This is a genomic window from Saccharopolyspora sp. NPDC002578 (assembly GCF_053592695.1).
This window is the reverse complement of record NZ_JBSFWJ010000057.1, coordinates 14,187-36,302: the sequence shown is the minus strand read 5'-3', so window position 1 is coordinate 36,302 and position 22,116 is coordinate 14,187. Positions and strand designations below refer to the sequence as shown.

General features: G+C 75.4%; 1 protein-coding gene (cut by a window edge). It reads left to right on the top strand.

Features of this window, described 5'->3' with window-relative positions; translation table 11 throughout:
* A protein-coding gene (locus ACWD38_RS23030) for a type I polyketide synthase (protein WP_450124883.1) crosses the window boundary here: on the top strand, positions 1 to 22,116 show its 3' portion. It extends 5,613 nt beyond the left edge of the window; only the last 22,116 of its 27,729 coding nucleotides appear in the window; the start codon falls outside the window, past its left edge; it ends in the stop codon at positions 22,114 to 22,116.

Genomic DNA, 22,116 nt, shown 5'->3' with positions numbered 1-22,116 from the left:
GCGGTCCTGGCGGGCGGCGACTTCGAAGGCCACCAGGGCAGCGGCACCTCGCCGAGCATCGCCTCCGGGCGGGTGTCCTACACGCTGGGGCTGGAAGGCCCGGCGGTCACCGTGGACACCGCGTGCTCGTCCTCGCTGGTGGCGATGCACTGGGCGATGCAGGCGCTGCGGGCCGGGGAGTGCTCGCTGGCGCTCGCCGGTGGTGTCACCGTCATGTCCACCCCCGCGTCGCTGATCGAGTTCTCCCGGCAGCGCGGGCTGTCCACCGACGGGCGCTGCAAGGCGTTCTCGGACGACGCCGACGGCGTCGGCTGGGCCGAGGGCGTCGGGATGCTGCTGCTGGAACGGCTTTCCGACGCTCGCCGCAACGGGCACGAAGTCCTCGCGGTGGTGCGCGGCAGCGCGGTCAACCAGGACGGCGCCTCCAACGGCCTGACGGCGCCGAACGGCCCGTCGCAGCAGCGCGTCATCCGGCAGGCGCTCGCCGCCGCCGATCTGGCTGCTTCGGACGTCGACGTGGTGGAGGCGCACGGCACCGGCACTTCGCTCGGCGATCCGATCGAAGCCCAGGCGCTGCTGGCGACCTACGGGCAGGAGCGGGAGAACCCGCTGCTGCTGGGCGCGATCAAGTCCAACATCGGCCACACCCAGGCCGCCGCGGGCGTCGCCGGCGTGATCAAGATGGTGCAGGCGATGCGGCACGGCGTGCTGCCCCGCACCCTGCACGCCGACACCCCGTCCGGGCACGTGGACTGGGACTCGGGAGCGGTGGAACTGCTCACCGCCGAGACCTCCTGGCCGGAGTCCGACCACCCGCGCCGCGCGGGCGTGTCGTCGTTCGGCATCAGCGGCACCAACGCGCACCTCATCCTCGAACAGCCCGAACCGGTGGAGCAGCCCGAGCCGCGCACCGCGCCGGACTCCGTGGTCGCGTGGCCGCTGTCCGGCAAGACCCGCGCCGCCCTGCGCTCGCAGGCCGCGCGCCTGGTCTCCGCGCTGGAGGCAGACCCCGAGCGCTCGCCGGTGGACGTCGGGTTCTCGCTGGCCACCACCCGCCCCGCGTTCGAGCAGCGCGCCGCCGTGCTCGGCTCGGACCGGGCGGACCTGCTGGCCTCGCTGCGGTCGCTGGCCGCCGACCTGCCGGACCCAGCCGTGGTGGCGGGGGAGACCGGCGACGCGGGCCGCCTGGCGGTGCTGTTCACCGGCCAGGGCAGCCAGCGCGCCGGGATGGGCCGCGAGCTCTACGACCGGTACCCGGTGTTCGCCGCCGCGCTGGACGCGGTGCTCGCGCACTTCGACGCCGCGTTCGAGCGCCCGGTGCGGGAGGTGCTGTTCTCCGAACCCGACACCGCCGAGGCCGCGCTGCTGGACGAGACCGGCTACGCCCAGCCCGCGCTGTTCGCCCTGGAAGTGGCGCTGTACCGGCTCGTCGAATCGCACGGCGCCGTGCCCGCGCAGCTCGCCGGGCACTCCATCGGCGAGCTCGCCGCCGCCCACGTCGCCGGCGTGCTGTCGCTGTCCGACGCGTGCGCCCTGGTCGCCGCGCGCGCCCGGCTGATGCAGGCGCTGCCCGCCGGGGGCGCGATGATCGCCGTGCAGGCCACCGAGGACGAGGTCGCGCCGCTGCTGACCGAGCAGGTCTCGATCGCGGCGGTCAACGGCCCGAGCTCGGTCGTGCTCTCCGGCGCCGACGACGAGGTCACCGCGCTCGCCGCCCGGTTCGCCGACCGCAAGACCAAGCGGCTCACCGTGAGCCACGCGTTCCACTCCCCGCTGATGGACGGGATGCTCGACGAGTTCCGCGAGGTCGCGGCCGGGCTCACCTACCACGCCCCGGCGATCCCGCTGGTGTCCAACGTGACCGGCGCCTTCGCGGGCGACGAGGTGCGCACGCCGGAGTACTGGGTCGAGCACGTCCGCGCCACCGTCCGCTTCGCCGACGGCGTGCGCGCCATGGCCGACGCGGGCGCCCGCACCTTCCTGGAGCTGGGCCCGGACGGCGTGCTCAGCGCGATGGCCCAGGACGTCCTGGGCGACGAGGCCGAGTTCGTGCCCGCGCTGCGCGCCGACCGCGCCGAGGAGCTCGCCGCGACCACGGCGCTGGCCCGGCTGCACGTGCGCGGCGTCCCGGTGGACTGGGCCGCGCTGCACCCGGACGCGCGCCGCGTCGACCTGCCCACCTACGCGTTCCAGCGCGAGCGGTACTGGCCGGAGCACGCGTCCGCAGCACCCGCGAGCGACCCGGCCGACGACCGGCTGTGGGCGGCCGTGGACCGCGGGGCCGCCGACGAGCTCGCCGACCTGCTCGGCCTGGAGGACTCCCAGCACGCCTCGCTGTACGCGCTGCTGCCCGCGCTGGCCTCGTGGCGCCAGGGCAGGCACGAGAAGGCGCTGCTGGACTCGTGGCGCTACCGCGTGGACTGGCGTCCGCTGAGCACGCCCGCGCCCGCCGTGCTGACCGGCACGTGGCTGCTGGTGAGCACCGCCGAGGTCGCCTCCGACGACGTGGCCGACGCGGTGCAGGCGCACGGCGCGCAGGTCCGCGAGCTGGTGCTCGACGACGACTGCGCGGACCGGGAGGTGCTGGCGGCGCGGCTCGGCGGCGTCGAGGACGTCGCGGGCGTGGTGTCGCTGCTGGCCGCCGACGAGCGACCGCACGGCGCTGCGCTCACCACCGGACTGGCGCACAACGCCGTGCTGGCGCAGGCGGTGGGCGATCTCGACCTGAACGCTCCACTGTGGATGATCACTAGGGGGGCGGTGTCGACCGGGGCGGACGACCCGCTCGCGAACCCGGCGGAGGCCGCGACCTGGGGTCTCGGGCGCGTGGTCGCGCTGGAGCGGCCCCGCGCGTGGGGCGGTCTCGTCGACCTGCCCGCGGAGCTGGACCGGCAGTCCGCCGCCCGGCTGGCCTGCGCGCTCGCCGGCATCGGCGACGAGGACCAGATCGCCGTGCGGGCCTCCGGGGTGTCCGGGCGCAGGCTGCTGCACCACCCGATCGCGGAGTCGGCGGGCGAGTTCGCGCCGTCCGGCACCGTGCTCATCACCGGCGGCACCGGCGCGCTCGGCGCCGAGATCGCGCGCTCGTTCGCGGCGGCCGGGGCGGACCGGCTGGTGCTGACCAGCCGCCGCGGCCCGGACGCCCCGGGCGCCGCGGAACTCGCCGAAGAACTCCGCGAACTCGGCACCGACGTGCACCTGGCCGCCTGCGACGTCGCCGACCGCGACGCGCTCGCGGCGCTGCTGGCCGAGATTCCCGACGCGCACCCGCTGACCGGCGTGGTGCACGCGGCGGGCATCGGCCAGGCGAATCCCTTGCACACCACCGATCTCGACGAGTTCGCGACCGTGGTGTCCGCGAAGGTCGCGGGCGCGGCGAACCTGGACGCGCTGCTCGGGGACCGCGCGCTCGACTTCTTCGTGCTGCTGTCCTCGGTCGCCGGGATCTGGGGCAGCGGCGGGCAGAGCGCCTACGCGGCGGCGAACGCGCAGCTCGACGCGCTCGCCGAGCACCGCAGGGCGCGCGGCCTCGCCGCCACCGCCCTCGCCTGGGGCCCGTGGGCCGAAGCCGGCATGGCCACCGACGAGGCCATGGCGGAGAACCTGCGCCGCACCGGGCTCGGCATGCTGGCTCCCGGTGCCGCGCTCGCCGAACTCCGCCGCGCCATCGCGCACCGCGACGTCGCCGTGACCGTCGCCGACGTGGACTGGGCGCGGTACCACCCGATCTTCACCGCGGGCCGCCCCAGCGCGCTGCTGTCCGAGCTCACCGAGGTGCGCGCGCTGGAGCAGCCCGCCGCCGAAGCGGACGGCGAGTTCGCCGCCCGGCTGCGCGGGCTCGACGAGGACGGGCAGCTGCGGCTGCTGCTGGACCTGGTGCGGGCGGAGGCCGCCGCCGTGCTCGGGCACTCCGGTGCCGACGCGGTGCCGGAACGCCGCGCGTTCCGCGACATCGGCTTCGACTCGCTCACCGCCGTCGAACTGCGCAAGCGCATCGCGGGCGCCACCGGCCTCGCGCTGCCCAGCACGATGGCCTTCGACTACCCGAGCGCGCAGGCGCTCGCCGCGCACCTGCGCACCGAACTGCTCGGCGCCTCCGGCGGCGCCGCGCGCGTGTCGGCCGCGTCCGCCGACAGCGGAGAGGCCATCGCGATCGTCGGCATGGCCTGCCGCTTCCCCGGCGGCGCGGACACCCCGGAGCGGTTCTGGGAGCTGATCTCCGAGGGCGTCGACGCGATCTCCGACTTCCCGGTGGACCGCGGCTGGGACGGCGACCGGCTCTACGACCCGGACCCGGACCGGCCCGGCACCACCTACTCCACGCAGGGCGGATTCTTGCACGACGCGGGCGAATTCGACCCGGCGTTCTTCGGCATCTCCCCGCGCGAAGCGCTGTCCATGGACCCGCAGCAGCGGCTGCTGCTGGAGACGGCGTGGGAGTCCTTCGAGCGCGCCGGCATCGACCCCGGCACGCTGCACGGCAGCCGCACCGGCACCTACATCGGATCGAGCTTCCAGGACTACGGCAGCGGTTCCGCCGAGGGCTCCGAGGGCCACATGGTCACCGGGACCAGCCCGAGCGTGCTGTCCGGTCGGCTCTCCTACCTGTTCGGGCTGGAAGGCCCGGCGGTCACCGTGGACACCGCCTGCTCGTCCTCGCTGGTGGCGCTGCACCTGGCGTGCCAGTCGCTGCGCAACGGCGAGAGCGACCTCGCGCTGGCCGGTGGCGCGACCGTGATGGCGGACCCGGCGGCGTTCATCGCGTTCAGCAGTCAGCGCGCGCTGGCCCAGGACGGGCGCTGCAAGGCGTTCTCCGACGAGGCCGACGGCATGACGCTGTCCGAAGGCGTGGGCCTGCTGCTGGTGGAACGGCTCTCCGACGCCCGTCGCCACGGCCACGAGGTGCTCGCCGTGGTGCGCGGCAGCGCGGTGAACCAGGACGGCGCCTCGAACGGCCTGAGCGCGCCGAACGGCCCGTCGCAGCAGCGCGTCATCCAGCAGGCGCTGGCGAACGCCGATCTGTCCACATCGGACGTCCAGGTGGTGGAGGCGCACGGCACCGGCACCTCGCTCGGCGACCCGATCGAGGCGCAGGCGCTGCAGAACACCTACGGCCGCGACCGCGACCCGGCGACTCCGCTGCTGCTGGGCTCGGTGAAGTCCAACCTGGGCCACACCCAGTCCGCCTCCGGCGTGGTCAGCGTGATCAAGATGGTGCTGGCGATGCGCCACGGCGTGCTGCCGCGCACGCTGCACGCCGAGACGCCGTCCTCGCACATCGACTGGTCCGCGGGCACCGTCTCGCTGCTGCACGAGAACACCGCGTGGCCGGAGACCGGCGGACCGCGCCGGGCCGGGGTGTCCTCGTTCGGCATCAGCGGCACCAACGTGCACACCGTGCTGGAACAGGCGCCGGAACCCGAACCCGTCCAGGCGCCGGTGGTCGACTCCGCCGCGGCCGGTCCGGTGCCGTGGGTGCTGTCCGCGCGCACCGAACCCGCGCTGCGCGCCCAAGCCGCCCGACTCGCGTCCGAAGTGGACGGTCTTCGCGCGGTGGACGTCGCGCACTCGCTGCTCACCTCGCGCGCGCTGTTCGAGCACCGCGCCGTGTTCGTCGGCGACGACGCCGCGCTGCGCGACGGCCTCGCCGAGTTCGCCGCGGGCCGCCCGGCCACCGGCGTCGCGCAGGCGACCGCCGCCGCGAGCGGGCGCACCGTCTTCGTGTTCCCCGGCCAGGGCTCGCAGTGGACGGGCATGGGCGCCCGGCTGCTCGACGAGTCGCCGGTGTTCGCCGCGCGGCTCGCCGAGTGCGCCGCCGCGCTGGCCGAGTTCGTCGACTGGTCGCTGCTCGACGTGCTGCGCGAAGCCGACGGCGCTCCCTCGCTGGACCGCGTCGACGTGGTGCAGCCCGCCTCGTTCGCCGTGATGGTGTCGCTGGCCGCGCTGTGGGAGCACCACGGCGTGCGCCCGGACGCCGTCGTCGGCCACTCCCAGGGTGAGATCGCCGCGGCCTGCGTCTCCGGCGCGCTGTCGCTGCCGGACGCCGCGCGGGTCGTGGCGCTGCGCAGCCAGGCCATCGCCCGCGGCCTCGCCGGAGCGGGCGGCATGATGTCGATCGCGCTGCCCGCCGCCGAGGTCGAGGACCGCCTCGGCGCGGGCGTCTCGATCGCTGCGATCAACGGGCCGCGCTCCGTCGTCGTCTCCGGCGACCCGGCGGCCCTGGACGTCCTGCACGAGCAGCTCACCGCCGAGGAGGTCCGGGCCCGCCGGGTCGCGGTGGACTACGCCTCGCACTCCGCGCACGTCGAAGCCATCGAAGCGGAACTGCTCGACGTGCTCGCGCCGGTGCGCCCCGCCGAAGCCGCGGTGCCGTTCTTCTCCACCGTCACCGGGGACTGGCTCGACACCACCGGCATGGACGCCGCCTACTGGTACCGCAACCTGCGCCGCACCGTCGAGTTCGAACCGGCCGTGCGGGCGCTGGCCGAGCAGCAGCACGGCGTGTTCGTCGAGGTCAGCTCGCACCCGGTGCTGAGCTTCAGCGTGCAGGAGACGGTGGAGCAGGCGGGGGCGCCCGCCATCACCGGTGCCACGCTGCGCCGCGACCAGGGCGGCCTGGACCGGTTCCTGCTCTCCGCCGGTGAGCTGTTCGCGCACGGCGTCGCGGTGGACTGGTCGCCGGTGCTCGACGGCACCGGCGCGCGGCGGGTGGACCTGCCGACCTACGCCTTCCAGCACGAGCACCTGTGGGCGCTGCCCGCCGCCCCGCAGCTCGCCGCGACCGCCGACGCCGCGGAGGCCGAGTTCTGGGAGGCGGTCGAGCAGCAGGACCTCGGTTCGCTGACCGACCGGCTCGACGTGGACGAGGACTCGCTGGCCGCGGTGCTGCCCGCGCTGTCCTCCTGGCGCCGCAGCCGCACCGAGTCCTCCACTGTGGACTCGTGGCGGTACCGGGTCACCTGGAAGCCGTTGAGCGGCAACGGAAACGGTTCGATCGCCGGGACCTGGCTCGTGGTCACCGCCGACGGCGTGGACGACACCGACGTCGTCGCGGCGCTCACCGCGAACGGCGCGGCGGTGCGCCGCGTCGAACTCGACGAGTCCTGCCTCGACCGGGCCGTTCTCGCCGAGCGCCTCACCGGCGACGACGAGGAACCGGCCGGGGTGGTGTCGCTGCTCGCGCTCGCCGAGCGGCCCAGCACCGCGCACCCCGAACTCGCGCTCGGCCTCGCGTTGAGCGTGAGCCTGGTCCAAGCGCTCGACGGGATCGACGCCCCGCTGTGGGCGCTCACCCGCGGCGCCGTCGCCACCACCCGCTCCGAGCAGGTCACCAACCCCGTCCAGGCGCAGGTGCACGGCCTCGGCTGGACCGCCGCGCTGGAGCACCCGCAGCGCTGGGGCGGCGTGCTGGACCTGCCCGCCGAGCTCGACGAGCGCGCCGGGCAGCGGCTCGCGTCCGCACTGGCCTCCTCGACCGAGGACCAGCTCGCCCTGCGCGCCTCCGGCGTGTTCGCGCGCCGCGTCGTGCGCGCCCCCATCGGGGACCGCGCGCCCGCGAAGGACTGGAGCCCGCGCGGCACCACCCTGATCACCGGCGGCACCGGCACCCTCGCCCCGCACCTGGCGCGCTGGCTGGCGGAGCAGGGCGCCGAGCACCTGGTGCTCACCAGCCGCCGCGGCGCCGACGCGCCCGGCGCGACCGAGCTGCTCGACGAGCTCGCCGAACTGGGCGCCTCCGCGGAGATGCTGCCCTGCGACCTCGGCGACCGGGGATCGGTGCGGAACCTGCTGGCACGGCTGGAATCCGACGGTCGCACCGTGCGCACCGTGCTGCACACCGCGGCGTTCATCGGCCTGCAGGCCATCGACGAGGTAACCCCGGAGTCCTTCGCCGACGTCCTCCGGGCGAAGGTCGTCGGCGCGCAGCACCTCGACGAACTGCTCCCCGCTGAGCTCGACGCGTTCGTGCTGTTCTCCTCCACCGCCGGGATGTGGGGCAGCGGGCAGCACGCCGCCTACGTCGCGGGCAACGCCTACCTGGCCGCGCTCGCCGAGAACCGCCGGGCGCGCGGCCTGCCCGCCACCTCCGTGTCGTGGGGCATCTGGGCCGACGACCAGAAGCTCGGCCGCGTCGACCCGGACGCTATCCGCCGCAGCGGCCTCGTGTTCATGAACCCGGAGCTCGCGCTCGCCGGGTTGCGCGGCGCCCTCGACCACGACGACACCGCGCTCGCGGTCGCCGACGTGGACTGGGAGCGCTACTACCCGGTGTTCGCCGCGGCCCGGCCCACCGCGCTGTTCGGCGAGATCCCCGAGGTCCGCCGCATCGAGCAGCAGCAGGCCGAGCAGACCGGCACCGTCGCGGGCGGCGAGTTCGCCGCCCGGATCCGCGCGCTGCCCGCCACCGAGCAGAGCAGGATGCTGCTGGACCTGGTGCGCTCCGAGGCGGCGACCGCGCTCGGGCACACCTCCTCCGACGCGCTCGGCGAGCAGCGCGCGTTCCGCGACGTCGGGTTCGACTCGGTTACCGCCGTCGACCTGCGCAACCGGATCGCCGCCGCTACCGGGCTCACGCTGCCGAGCACGATGGTCTTCGACCACCCGAACCCGCTGGCGCTGGTGGAGTTCCTGCGGGCCGAGATCGCCGGTGCCACCGTCACCGCCACGACGACCGCGGTGCGGCCCGTCGACGACGAGCCCATCGCCATCGTCGGCATGAGCTGCCGCTACCCGGGCGGGGTCGACTCGCCGGAGCGGCTGTGGGACCTGGTGCTGCGCGGCGCGGACGTGATCTCCGGGTTCCCCGCCGACCGCGGCTGGGACGCCGAGGGGATCTACGACCCCGACCCGGACCGGCAGGGCAAGACGTACTCCACGCAGGGCGGGTTCCTGCACGACGTGGCCGACTTCGACGCGGAGTTCTTCGGCATCTCCCCGCGCGAAGCGCTCGCGATGGACCCGCAGCAGCGGTTGCTGCTGGAAACCGCGTGGGAGTCCTTCGAGCGCGCCGGCATCGACCCGGCATCGCTGCGCGGCAGCCTCACCGGGGCGTTCATCGGCGCGAGCTACCAGGACTACAACGCCCACGCCTCGGACGGCTCCGAAGGCCACATGATCACCGGGGCGCTCTCCAGCATCCTGTCCGGGCGGGTGTCGTACCTGTTCGGCCTGGAGGGACCGGCGGTCACGCTGGACACCGCGTGCTCGTCCTCGCTGGTGGCGCTGCACCTGGCGTGCCAGTCGCTGCGCAACGGGGAGAGTTCGCTGGCGCTGGCCGGCGGCGTGTCGGTGATGTCCACGCCGAGCGCGTTCATCGGCTTCAGCCGCCAGCGCGCGATGGCCGTCGACGGCCGGTGCAAGGCGTACTCCGAGGCCGCCGACGGCATGAGCCTCGCCGAGGGCATCGGCCTGGTGCTGGTGGAGCGCCTGTCCGACGCGCGCCGCAACGGGCACCCGGTGCTGGCGGTGGTGCGCGGGTCGGCGATCAACCAGGACGGCGCCTCCAACGGGCTGACCGCGCCGAACGGGCCGTCGCAGCAGCGCGTCATCCGCGCGGCGCTCGCCAACGCGGGCATCGCGCCCGCCGAGGTCGACGTGCTCGAAGGCCACGGCACCGGCACCGCGCTGGGCGACCCGATCGAGGCGCAGGCGCTGCTGGCGACCTACGGCCAGGAGCGGGACAACCCGCTGCTGCTGGGGTCGATCAAGTCCAACATCGGGCACGCGCAGATGGCCTCCGGCGTCGCCAGCGTGATCAAGATGGTGCAGGCGCTGCGGCACGGCACCGTCCCGAAGACGCTGCACGTCGACGAGCCGTCCTCGCACGTGGACTGGGGTTCCGGCGCGATCGAGCTGCTGGGCGAGCAGGTGCCGTGGCCGGAGGCGGGCCGCCCGCGCCGGGCCGCGGTGTCCTCGTTCGGGCTCAGCGGCACCAACGCGCACACCATCCTGGAGCAGGCGCCGCCGGTGGAGGAACCGGAGCCGACTCCGGAGGCGGGCATCGTGCCCGCCGTGCTCTCCGGCCGCAGCGAAGCCGCGCTGCGCGCCCAGGCCGAGCGGCTGCTGTCCCACGTGGACGGTTCCGAGCTCGCGCTGACCGACCTCGCGTTCTCGTTGGCCGACGGGCGCGGGCGGTTCGAGCACCGGGCCGCGGTGATCGCCGAGGACCCGGCGGAGCTGCGGCGCGGGCTCGCGGCCCTGCGCGACGGCACCCCGGCCGGGAACCTGGTGCGCGGCAAGGCATCCGGGGACCTGCGGGTCGCCTTCCTGTTCACCGGCCAGGGCAGCCAGCGCCCCGGCATGGGCCGCGAGCTCTACGCCCGCTTCCCCGTGTTCGCCGACGCGCTCGACGACGTGCTGGCGCACTTGGACGCCGAGCTCGACACCCCGCTGCGCGACGTCCTGTTCGCGGCGGCGGACAGCGCCGACGCCGCCCTGCTCGACTCCACCGCCTGCACCCAGCCCGCGCTGTTCGCGCTGGAAGTGGCGCTGTTCCGGCTCGTCGAGTCGTGGGGCCGGCGTCCGGACTACCTGGCCGGGCATTCCATCGGCGAGCTCGCCGCCGCGCACGTCGCCGGGGTGCTGTCGCTGCCCGACGCGTGCGCGCTGGTCGCCGCGCGCGGCAGGCTGATGCAGGCGCTGCCCGAGGGCGGCGCGATGATCTCGGTGCAGGCCACCGAGGACGAGGTCGCACCACTGCTGACCGAACGGGTCTCGCTCGCCGCGATCAACGGCCCGGAGTCCGTCGTCGTCTCCGGCGACGCCGATGAGGCGGTGGCGGTCGCGGAGCACTTCGAGCAGTCGGGGCGCAAGGCGAAGCGGCTCACGGTGAGCCACGCGTTCCACTCGCCGCTGATGGACCCGATGCTCGACGACTTCCGCCGCGTCGCCGAATCGCTCACCTACCACCACCCGGCCATCCCGATCGTGTCCACCCTGACCGGTGAGCTCGCCACCGCCGAGCAGCTGGGCAGCGCCGAGCACTGGGTGGCGCACGTGCGCGGCGCGGTGCGCTTCGCCGACGGCGCCCGGTGGCTGGCCGACGCCGGGGTGCGCACGTTCCTCGAACTCGGGCCCGACGGCGTGCTCTGCGGCATGGCGCGCGGCAGCGTCGCCGAGGACGCGGTGCTGCAACCGGCGCTGCGCCGGGACCGCGACGAGACCGAGGCCGTCACCACCGCGCTGGCCCGCCTGCACGTCGCGGGTGTGCGGGTCGACTGGGACGGGTACTTCGCGGGCACCGGCGCGCGCCGGGTGGACCTGCCGACCTACGCCTTCCAGCACAAGCGCTTCTGGCCCGAACCCGTCGCCGCCGAGGCCGCGACCGACCCGGTGGACGCCGAGTTCTGGTCCGCCGTCGAACGCGCCGACACCGGCGCGCTGAGCTCCACGCTGGACCTGGACGGCGACACCGTGCAGGCGATGGTGCCCGCGCTGTCGGCGTGGCGGCGCAAGCGCCACGAGTCCGCCACCGCCGACTCCTGGCGGTACCGGACCGCGTGGCGCCCCGTGCGCGCCGAGCACGCCGCGCCCGCAGGACCGTGGCTGGTGCTGACCCCGCAGGCCTGCGACGCGGAACCGACCGCCCGGGTGCTGGCCGCGCTCGGAGCGGACGCGGTGCGCGTCGAGGTGCACCGCGCAGACCGCGCCGAGCTGGCCTGGCGGCTGCGCACCGAGGCCGTCGACGCCGGATTCCCGGACTCCGGGGCGGGATTCGCCGGAGTGGTCTCGCTGCTGGCGTGGGACACCGAGCCGCACGAGCCGGAGGTGCCCGCGGGCCTGCTGCTGACCGCCACCGCCGTGCAGGCGCTTGCCGACGCCGAGATCGACGCCCCGCTGTGGACCCTCACCAGCGGCGCCGTCGCCATCGGCCGTTCCGAGGTTCCCGCCGACCCGGCGCAGGCCGCGCTGTGGGGCTTCGGCCGCGTCGTCGCGCTCGAACGGCCCGCCCGCTGGGGCGGCCTCATCGACGTCGACCTCGACGCGCTCGACCGGCTCCCCGCGGTCCTCGGCGGCCCCGAGGACCAGGTGGCGGTGCGGCCGTCGGGCGCGTTCGCCCGCAGGCTGCTGCCCGCACCCATCGCCGCCGAGGACGAAAAGCCCTTCACCGCACGGGGAACCGTGCTCATCACCGGCGGCACCGGTGGTCTCGGCGGGCGGGTCGCGCGGCTCTACGCGCGGTCCGGTGCCGAGCACCTGGTGCTGCTGAGCCGACGCGGACCGGACGCGCCCGGCGCGGCGGAGCTGCGCGCGGAACTCGCCGACCTGGGCGCGGAGGTCACGATCGCGGCCTGCGACGCCGCCGATCGGGACGCGCTCGTCGCCGTGCTCGACGACGTCCCCGCCGAGCACCCGCTGCGCGCGGTGATCCACACCGCCGGGGTCGTCGAGGACGGCGTGCTCGACGCGCTGACCCCCGAGCGGTTCACCGCCGTGTGGCGCTCGAAGGTCGTCGCCGCGCGGCACCTCGACGAGCTCACCGCCGAGGCGGAGCTCGACGCGTTCGTGCTGTTCTCCTCCACGGCGGGCACCTTCGGCGCCGCCGGGCAGGGCAACTACGCCGCCGCCAACGCCGCGCTCGACGCGCTCGCCGAGACCCGGCGCGCGGCGGGCCGCACCGCCACCTCGATCGCCTGGGGCCCGTGGGCGGAGGGCGGGATGGCCGACGCCGCCGTGCAGAGCAGGGTGCGCCGGGGCGGGTTCGACCCGATGGCGCCGGAGCGGGCGATCACCGCGCTGCGCCGGGCGCTGGAGCAGGACGACACGACGCTCGCCGTCGCCGACATCGACTGGGAGCGGTTCGCCGCCGCGTTCACCTCGGCCCGCGCGCTGATCTCCGAGATCCCGCAGGTCCGCGCGCTCGCGCAGGCCGAACCCGCCGCCGCGCCCGATGAGCAGGGGCTGCGCTCGCGGCTCGTGGAGCTGCCCGACGCCGAACGCGGCCAGGTCGTGCTCGACCTGCTGCTCGGGCAGGTCGCCGCCGTGCTCGGCCACTCCGACGCCACCGAGGTGGCCGCCGACCGCGCGTTCCAGGACCTCGGTTTCGACTCGCTGACCACGGTGGAACTACGCAACGCGATCACCGCGGCGACCGGGCTGGCGCTGCCCTCGACGCTGGTCTACGACCACCCGACTCCGTTGGCGCTGCGGGACTTCCTGCTCGCGGAGCTGCTGGGCTCGTTGCCCGCCGCCGGTCCGGCGGTGGCCGCCCGCGCGGCCGACGACGACCCGATCGCCGTGGTCGGCATCGGCTGCCGGTTCCCCGGCGGTGTGCGCTCGCCGGAGGACCTGTGGGCGCTGCTGGCCGACGGCACCGACGCGATCACGTCGTTCCCCACCGACCGCGGCTGGGACCTCGACGCGCTCGCCGCCGGTGACTCGGCCACCCGCGAAGGCGGGTTCCTCGACGGCGTGGCCGATTTCGACGCCCCGTTCTTCGGGATCTCCCCGCGGGAGGCGCTGGCGATGGACCCGCAGCAGCGGCTGCTGCTGGAGACCACCTGGGAATCCCTGGAACGCGCCGGGATCAACCCGGACCGGCTGCGCGGCAGCGACACCGGCGTGTTCGTCGGCACCAACGGCCAGGACTACCCGCAGCTGCTGCGCGACGCCGCCGCCGACGTGGCCGGCCACGTCGCGACCGGCAACACCGCCAGCGTCATGTCCGGCAGGCTCTCCTACACGCTCGGGCTGGAAGGCCCCGCCGTCACCGTGGACACCGCCTGCTCGTCCTCGCTGGTCGCGCTGCACTGGGCGGCGGGCGCGCTGCGCTCCGGCGAGTGCTCGCTGGCGCTGGCCGGTGGCGTGTCGGTGATGTCCGGGCCGGACTCCTTCGTGGAGTTCAGCACCCAGAGCGGCCTGGCCCCCGACGGCCGGTGCAAGGCGTTCTCCGCGGACGCCGACGGCACCGCCTGGGCCGAGGGCGTGGGAATCCTCGTGCTGGAACGGCTTTCCGACGCCGTCCGCCACGGCCACGAGGTGTGGGGCGTGGTGCGCGGCGGCGCGATCAACCAGGACGGCGCCTCCAACGGGCTCACCGCGCCGAACGGGCCGTCGCAGCAGCGGGTGATCCGCCAGGCGCTCGCCGACGCGGGCCTCACCGCCGCCGACGTGGACGCCGTCGAAGCGCACGGCACCGGCACCACCCTCGGCGACCCGATCGAGGCCGGGGCGCTGCTGGCGACCTACGGCCGCGACCGGCAGGAGCCGCTGCGGCTCGGCGCGATCAAGTCGAACCTGGGCCACACCCAGGCCGCCGCGGGCGTCGCCGGAGTGGTCAAGGTGCTGCTGGCGATGCGCCACGGGCTGCTGCCCAAGACGCTGCACGCCGAGACCGCCACCACCCACGTGGACTGGAGCTCCGGCGGAGTCGAACTGCTCGCCGAGGCGCAGCAGTGGCCGGAGCCGGGCCGTCCGCGCCGGGCCGGGGTGTCCGCGTTCGGCGTCAGCGGCACCAACGCGCACGTCATCCTCGAACAGGCCCCGGAGCTCGACACCGAGCGCGCGGCGCCGCGGGTGCGCCCGCAGGTGGTGCCGTGGCCGGTGTCCGCCCGGTCGAAGACCGCGCTGGACGACCAGGTCCGGCGGCTCACCGCGCTGGACTCCGATCTGTCCACAGTGGACGTCGGCTACTCGCTGGCCACCGGCCGCGCCGCGCTGCGCCACCGCGCCGTGCTGCTGGCGGGCCCGGCCGGGGCCGCCGAAGTGGCCAGGGGCGTCGACCAGGGCCCCGGCGGGCGCACCGCGTTCCTGTTCTCCGGCCAGGGCAGCCAGCGCGCCGCGATGGGCCGCGAGCTCTACGACCGGTTCCCGGTGTTCGCCGCCGCGCTCGACGAGGTGCTCGCGCACCTGGACCTCGAACTGGAGCACCCGCTGCGGGAAGTCCTGTTCGCCGAACCCGGCAGCGCCGACGCGGCCCTGCTGGACCGGACCGGCCGCACCCAGCCGGCGCTGTTCGCGATCGAGGTGGCGCTCTACCGCCTCGTCGAATCCTGGGGCCTCACCCCGGACCACGTCGCGGGCCACTCCATCGGTGAGCTCGCCGCCGCGCACGTGGCGGGCGTGTTCTCGTTGCCGGACGCCGTGAAGCTCGTCGCCGCGCGGGCCGGACTGATGCAGGCGCTGCCGGAAGGCGGCGCGATGGTCTCGGTGCAGGCCACCGAGGACGAGGTCGCCCCGCTGCTGACCGGTGACGTGGCGATCGCCGCCATCAACGGACCGGAGGCGGTCGTCGTCTCCGGCGGCGCCGACGCCGCCCGCCGCATCGGCGAGCACTTCGCCGAGCTGGGCCGCAAGGTCCGCGAGCTCACCGTGAGCCACGCGTTCCACTCACCGCTGATGGACCCGATGCTCGACGACTTCTACCGGGTCGCCGCCGAGATCACCTACTCCGCGCCCACGATCCCCGTGGTGTCGAACCTGACGGGCGCCGTCGCCGACGCGGCGGAGCTCTGCTCGCCCGAGTACTGGGTGCGCCACGTGCGCCGCCCCGTCCGCTTCGCCGACGGCGTGCGCGCCCTGCGCGATGCCGGGGTGAACCGGTTCGTGGAACTCGGCCCGGACGGGGTGCTCGCCGCGATGGCGCAGCAGGTCCTCACCGACGAACCGGTGGTGGCCGTGCTGCGCAAGGACCGCGGCGAGGAGGTCGCGCTCACCACCGCGCTGGCCCGGCTGCACGTCCACGGCGCGCCGATCGACTGGGAGGCGTTCTTCGCCGGGACCGAGGCCCGGCGCGTCGGGCTGCCGACCTACCCGTTCCAGCGGGAGCGGTTCTGGCCGGAGCCCGCCGTGCGGCGGACGGCCGAGGACCCGGTGGACGCCGAGTTCTGGGCCGCCGTCGAGCGGGAGGACCTGGAATCGCTGTCGGGCACCTTGGCGCTGGACGGCGAAGCGCTGTCCGAACTGGTGCCCGCGCTGTCGACCTGGCGCCGCAACCGGCGCGAGAAGTCCGTCGTGGACGGGTGGCGCCACGCGATCACCTGGAAGCCGATCGGACCCGCCCGCGCGGGCACCGGCCCGTGGCTGGTGCTGGTCCCGGCGGGGGAGCGCGGCACCGACTGGAACACCGCCGTGCCCGCCGCGCTGCCCGGCGCCGACGTCGTGGAGGTCGGCGACGACCTCCACGAGCTCGACGACCGGTACGCGGCGGCCGTGGCGCTGCCCGGCACCGACCCGGAGGCGCTGCTGAGCGCGCTCGCCGACGCGGGCGTGACCGCGCCGCTGTGGTGCCTCACCCGGGGCGCCGTGGCCGTCGGCCGCGCCGAGGTCCCCGACGCCGAGGCCGCCGCGCTGTGGGGCCGGGGCCGGGTCATCGCGCTGGAGGAAGCCGAGCGCTGGGGCGGGCTGATCGACCTGCCTGCGGCGGTCGATCCGCGCGCCGCCGACCGGCTGGCGGGAGTGCTCGCCGGGCCGGAGGACCAGGTCGCGGTCCGCGCCTCCGGCGCCTACGGGCGCAGGCTGGTGCCCGCACCGGCCACCGGCGCGCCGTGGCGCCCGCACGGCGCGGTGTTGGTCACCGGTGCAGGCGAACCCGCCGACCGGATCTGCCGCTGGCTCACCGACAACGGCGCCGAACACCTGATCCGCACCACCGAGGACCCGGCCGCGACCGTCCTGGACGGCGACCTCGCCGACGGCGACGCGCTGGCCGCGGCGCTCGGCGAGGTGCCGCTCACCGCCGTGATCCACACCGGTCCGGTCGAGGAGGCCGAGGGCCTGGCCGCGCTGCTGGCCGACCGGGACGTGGACGCGTTCGCGCTGATGTCCTCGATCGCCACCACGTGGGGAGTGCGCGGCCAGCGGGACGCCGCCGCCGACGGAGCCCGGCTCGAAGCGCTCGCCGCGCAGTGGCGGACGCAGGGGCTGCCCGCGCTCGTGATCTCGTGGAGCGCCTGGGAGTCCGCTGAGGACTCCGGTGCGGCGCACCGCCGCGCCAACGGGCTGCCCGCGCTCGCCCCGGACCTGGCCGTCACCGCGCTCGGTCACGCCCTCGGCGGCGCGGAGAGCTCGCTGGTCGTCGCCGACGTGCTCTGGGAGAAGTTCGCCCCCGCGGCCACCGCCGGCAGGCGCAGCGCGCTGTTCGACGAGATCCCCGCCGCCGCGCGGGCCCTGGAGACCAGCGGTGCCGCCGACACCTCCTCGCTGCGCGACGAGCTGCTCGCGCTGCGGGAGGCGGACCGCGCCGAGCACGTCCTCGCGCTCGTGCGCTCCGCCGCCGCCGAAGTGCTCGGCTACGCCGACGCCGACGCGGTGGAGGCGGACCTCGCGTTCCGCGACCTCGGCTTCGACTCGCTGACGGCCGTGGACCTGCGCAACTCGCTCAGCGCCCGGACCGGGCTGACGCTGCCCGCGACGCTCGTGTTCGACCACCCCACGCCGACCGCGCTCGCCGCGCACCTGCTCGCCGAGCTCACCGGCGAGCAGGCCGTGGCCGACGCACCGGCGCGGGTGGGCGCCGCGGACGATCCGATCGCGATCGTCGGCATGAGCTGCCGCTACCCGGGTGGCGTCCGCTCGCCGGAAGACCTGTGGCGGCTGCTCGTCGAGGAGACCGACGCCATCGGCGCCGCGCCCACCGACCGCGGCTGGGACCTCGCGTCGATGGCCACGAAGGAAGGCGGATTCCTCTACGACGTCGCCGACTTCGACCCCGGCTTCTTCGGCATCTCGCCGCGCGAGGCCATGGTGATGGACCCGCAGCAGCGCATCGTGCTCGAAGCGGCCTGGGAGGCGTGGGAGCGCGCGGGCATCGATCCGGCCGAGCTGCGCGGCACCGACGCCGGCGTGTTCGTCGGCGGTGGCACCGGCGACTACCGGCCCCCGGCGGGCCAGGTCGGGCACGCGCAGACCGCGCAGTCCGCGAGCCTCATCTCCGGCCGCCTCGCCTACACCCTCGGTCTGGAAGGACCGGCGGTCACCGTGGACACGGCGTGCTCGTCCTCGCTGGTGGCGCTGCACCAGGCGGTGCAGGCGCTGCGCTCCGGGGAGTGCTCGGTGGCGCTCGCGGGCGGTGTGACGGTGATGTCCACCCCGGTGGGCTTCGTCGAGTTCGGCGAGATGGGCGCGCTGTCCCCGGACGGGCGCTGCCGCGCGTTCGCCGAGGCCGCCGACGGCACCGGCTGGTCCGAGGGCGTCGGCATGCTCGTGGTGGAGCGGCTCTCCGACGCACAGCGCAACGGGCACGAGGTGCTCGCGGTGCTGCGCGGTTCGGCGATCAACTCCGACGGCGCCTCCAACGGGCTCACCGCGCCGAACGGGCTGTCCCAGCAGCGGGTGATCCGCAAGGCGCTCGCCGGTTCGGGCCTGGAAGCGTCCGATGTGGACGCTGTCGAGGCGCACGGCACCGGCACCTCGCTGGGCGACCCGATCGAGGCGCAGGCTCTGCTGGCGACCTACGGGCGGGAGCGGGAACACCCGCTGCTGCTGGGATCGGTGAAGTCCAACATCGGCCACAGCCAGTCCGCCTCCGGCGTCGCCGGAGTGATCAAGACGGTGCTGGCGATGCGGCACGGCGTGCTGCCGAAGACGCTGCACGTGGACCGGCCCTCCACGCACGTGGACTGGTCGGCGGGCGCGGTCGAGCTGCTCACCGCGGCCACCGAGTGGCCGGACACCGGCCGCCCGCGCCGCGCCGCGGTGTCGTCGTTCGGCGCCAGCGGCACCAACGCCCACGTGGTGCTCGAACAGGCCCCCGCCGTCGAGCAGCGGAACCCGGAGCCGACCGCGACACCGGCCGCATTGCCCGTGGTGCTCTCCGGGCGCACCCCGGAAGCGTTGCGGGCGCAGGCGAAACGCCTCGTCGGCACCGCTGCGGACCTGCCGGACCTGGCGTTCTCGCTGGCCACGACCCGCTCCCACTTCGAGCACCGGGCCGCGGTGCTCGCGGGGGACCGCGCCGAACTGCTGGCCGGGCTCACCGCGCTCGCCGACGGCGGCACCGCCGGGAACGTCCTGCGGGGCACCGGGGCCAAGCCGGGCAAGCTGGCGCTGCTGTTCTCCGGGCAGGGCAGCCAGCGCGCCGGGATGGGCCGCGAGCTGCACGCCCGGTTCCCGGTGTTCGCCGCCGCGCTCGACGAGGTGCTGGCGCACTTCGACCTGGTGCTGGACCGCCCGCTGCGGGAGGTCATGTTCGCCGAGCCGGGCACGGCCGAAGCCGCGCTGCTCGACGAGACCGGCTGCACCCAGCCCGCGCTGTTCGCGTTCGAGGTCGCGCTGTTCCGCCTCGTGGAATCCTGGGGCGTGCGGCCGGACTTCCTCACCGGCCACTCCATCGGTGAGCTGGCCGCCGCGCACGTGGCGGGCGTGTTCTCGTTGCCGGACGCGGTGAAGCTGGTCGCGGCGCGGGCGAGCCTGATGCAGGCGCTGCCCGCGGGTGGCGCGATGATCTCGGTGCAGGCCACCGAGGACGAGGTCGCGCCGCTGCTGACCGACCGCGTCTCGCTCGCCGCGATCAACGGTCCCGACTCGGTGGTGCTCGCCGGGGACGAGGGCGGTGTGCGGGAGATCGCGGAGCGCTTCACCGCCGACGGTCGCAAGACTAGGCGTTTGCGGGTCAGTCATGCGTTTCACTCACCACTGATGGACGCCATGCTGGAGGACTTCGGCCGCATCGCCAGGGACGTCGACTACGACGCCCCGGCGATCCCCGTCGTGTCCAACCTGACCGGCGAGCTCGCCACCACCGAGCAGCTGTGCGACCCCGCCTACTGGGTGGACCACGTGCGCCAGGCCGTGCGGTTCGCCGACGGGGTGCGCGCGCTCGAAGGCCGCGGCGTCCGGACCTACTGCGAGATCGGCCCCGACTCGGTGCTGTCCGCGCTGGTCACGGGCACGCTCGACGGTGCGGCCGAGGTGGTTCCCGCACAGCGCAAGGACCGCTCGGAGGAGGAATCGCTCGTCGCGGCGCTCGCCCGGCTGCACGTCGGCGGGACGGTGCCGCTGCGGCGGGAGTTCTTCGACGGCACCGGCGCGCGCCGGATCGACCTGCCCACCTACGCGTTCCAGCACGACCGGTTCTGGCCGGAGCCCGAGGCCCCCGCGGTCGCGAGCGCTTCGGCGGGCCGGGACGAGGAGTTCTGGAACGCCGTGGCCGACGCCGACTTCGCCTCGCTGGCCGAGAAGCTGGACGTGCCCGGCGACGCCCTCTCCGAGGTGCTGCCCGCGCTGTCCGGCTGGCGCCGGCAGCACCAGGACCAGGCGACCGTGGACTCGTGGCGGCACCGGTTCGGCTGGAAGCCGCTGACCGGGCTGTCCGGGCGGCCGTCCGGCACGTGGCTGGCGGTGCTGCCCGAAGGCGGCGCCGGGGCCTGGGCGGACGCGCTGCTCGACCCGCTCGGTGACGTGACCCGCGTCGAGGTCGCGGGCGCGGACCGGGCCGGTTGGGCCGAGCGGTTCCGCGGCCTGCGGGTCTCCGGCGTCGTGTCGGTGCTCGCGACCGCCGACACCGGCAACACCGTGCCCGACGGCCCCGGACGCACCGCGACCCTGCTGCAAGCCCTCGGTGACGCGGGCATCGACGCACCACTGTGGACGGTCACCTGCGGTGCCGTCGCCACCGGCCGCTCCGAGGCGCCTGCCAACCCCGCGCAGGCGGGGGTGTGGGGCCTCGGCCGCGTTGCCGCGCTCGAACTCCCGGCCCGCTGGGGCGGGCTGGTCGACCTGCCCGCCGAGCTCGACGACGCGATCACCGCCCGGTTCGGCGCCGTGCTCGCCGGGCACGACGGCGAAGACCAGGTGGCGGTGCGCTCCGGCGCCGCGTTCGGGCGGCGGCTGCTGCCCGCGCCGGAACGCCCCGAGCGGCCGTGGGAACCGACCGGCACGGTGCTGATCACCGGTGGCACCGGCGCGCTCGGCGCGCAGGTCGCCCGCCGGCTCGCCGAAACCGGCGCGCAGCACCTGGTGCTGCTCAGCCGCAGCGGGATCGACGCCCCCGGTGCCAAGGAACTGCGCGACGACCTCGCCGAACTCGGTGCCACCGCGGCGATCGAGGCCTGCGACGTCGCCGACCGCGACCAGCTCGAAGCGGTGCTCTCCGACGTCCCCGCCGACCACCCGCTGACCGGCGTGGTGCACGCGGCGGGCGTGCTCGACGACGGCGTGCTCGACGGGCTCACCCCGGACCGGTTCGACGCGGTGCTGCGCACCAAGGTGCGCGCCGCGCTGCTGCTCGACGAGCTCACCCGCGAGCACGACCTGGCGGCGTTCGTGCTGTTCTCCTCGGCGTCGGCCGCGGTGGGCAACGCCGGGCAGGCCAACTACGCGGCGGCCAACGCGGTGCTCGACGCGCTCGCCGAGCAGCGCCAGGCCCACGGCCTGCCCGCGACCTCCATCGCGTGGGGCGCCTGGGGTGGCGAAGGCATGGCCGCCGGGCAGGACGCCGAGAGCGGCGCCCAGCGCGGCGGCGTGGACGTCATGCGCCCCGACCTGGCGCTGCGGGCGTTCACCGAACTGGCCGCCGGTGCCGAACCGGCACCGCTGGTCGCGGCCGTGAGCGACCGGTTCGCCCGGACGTTCACCGCGACCCGGCCGAGCCCGCTGCTGCGCGAACTGCCCGGCCACGCCGAGACCGCCGCACCCGCGGTGGCCGCGGTCGCCGCCGGGTCGTTGCGCGACGAGCTCGCCGAACTGCCCCCGGCCCGGCGCCGGGACGTGCTGCTGGACCTGGTGCGGGAGCACAGCGCGGAGATCCTCGGCCACGCCGGGGTCGACGCCGTCGGCCCGGACCGGGCGTTCCGCGACCTCGGGTTCGACTCGCTGGCCGCGGTGGAGCTGCGCAACCGGCTCGGCACCGCGAGCGGGCTGGGCCTGGCGGCGACGCTCGTGTTCGACCACCCGACTCCCGCCGACCTCGCCGAGCACCTGCTCGCCGAACTCGGCGTGGACGGGAACGACCCGGCCGAATCCGGCGACGAGGACGCGCGGATCCGGCGGCTGCTGGCGGAACTCCCGCTGTCGCGGCTGCGGGACTCCGGAGTGCTCGATTCGCTGCTGAGCCTCACCGACGAGCAGCAGGGCTCGGACGGCGACGACACCGACGACTCGATCGATGACATGGCCCTGGACGACCTGGTGCAGGCGGCGCTGGACGGCGCCACCAGACCGGACGTCGAGACCGACTGA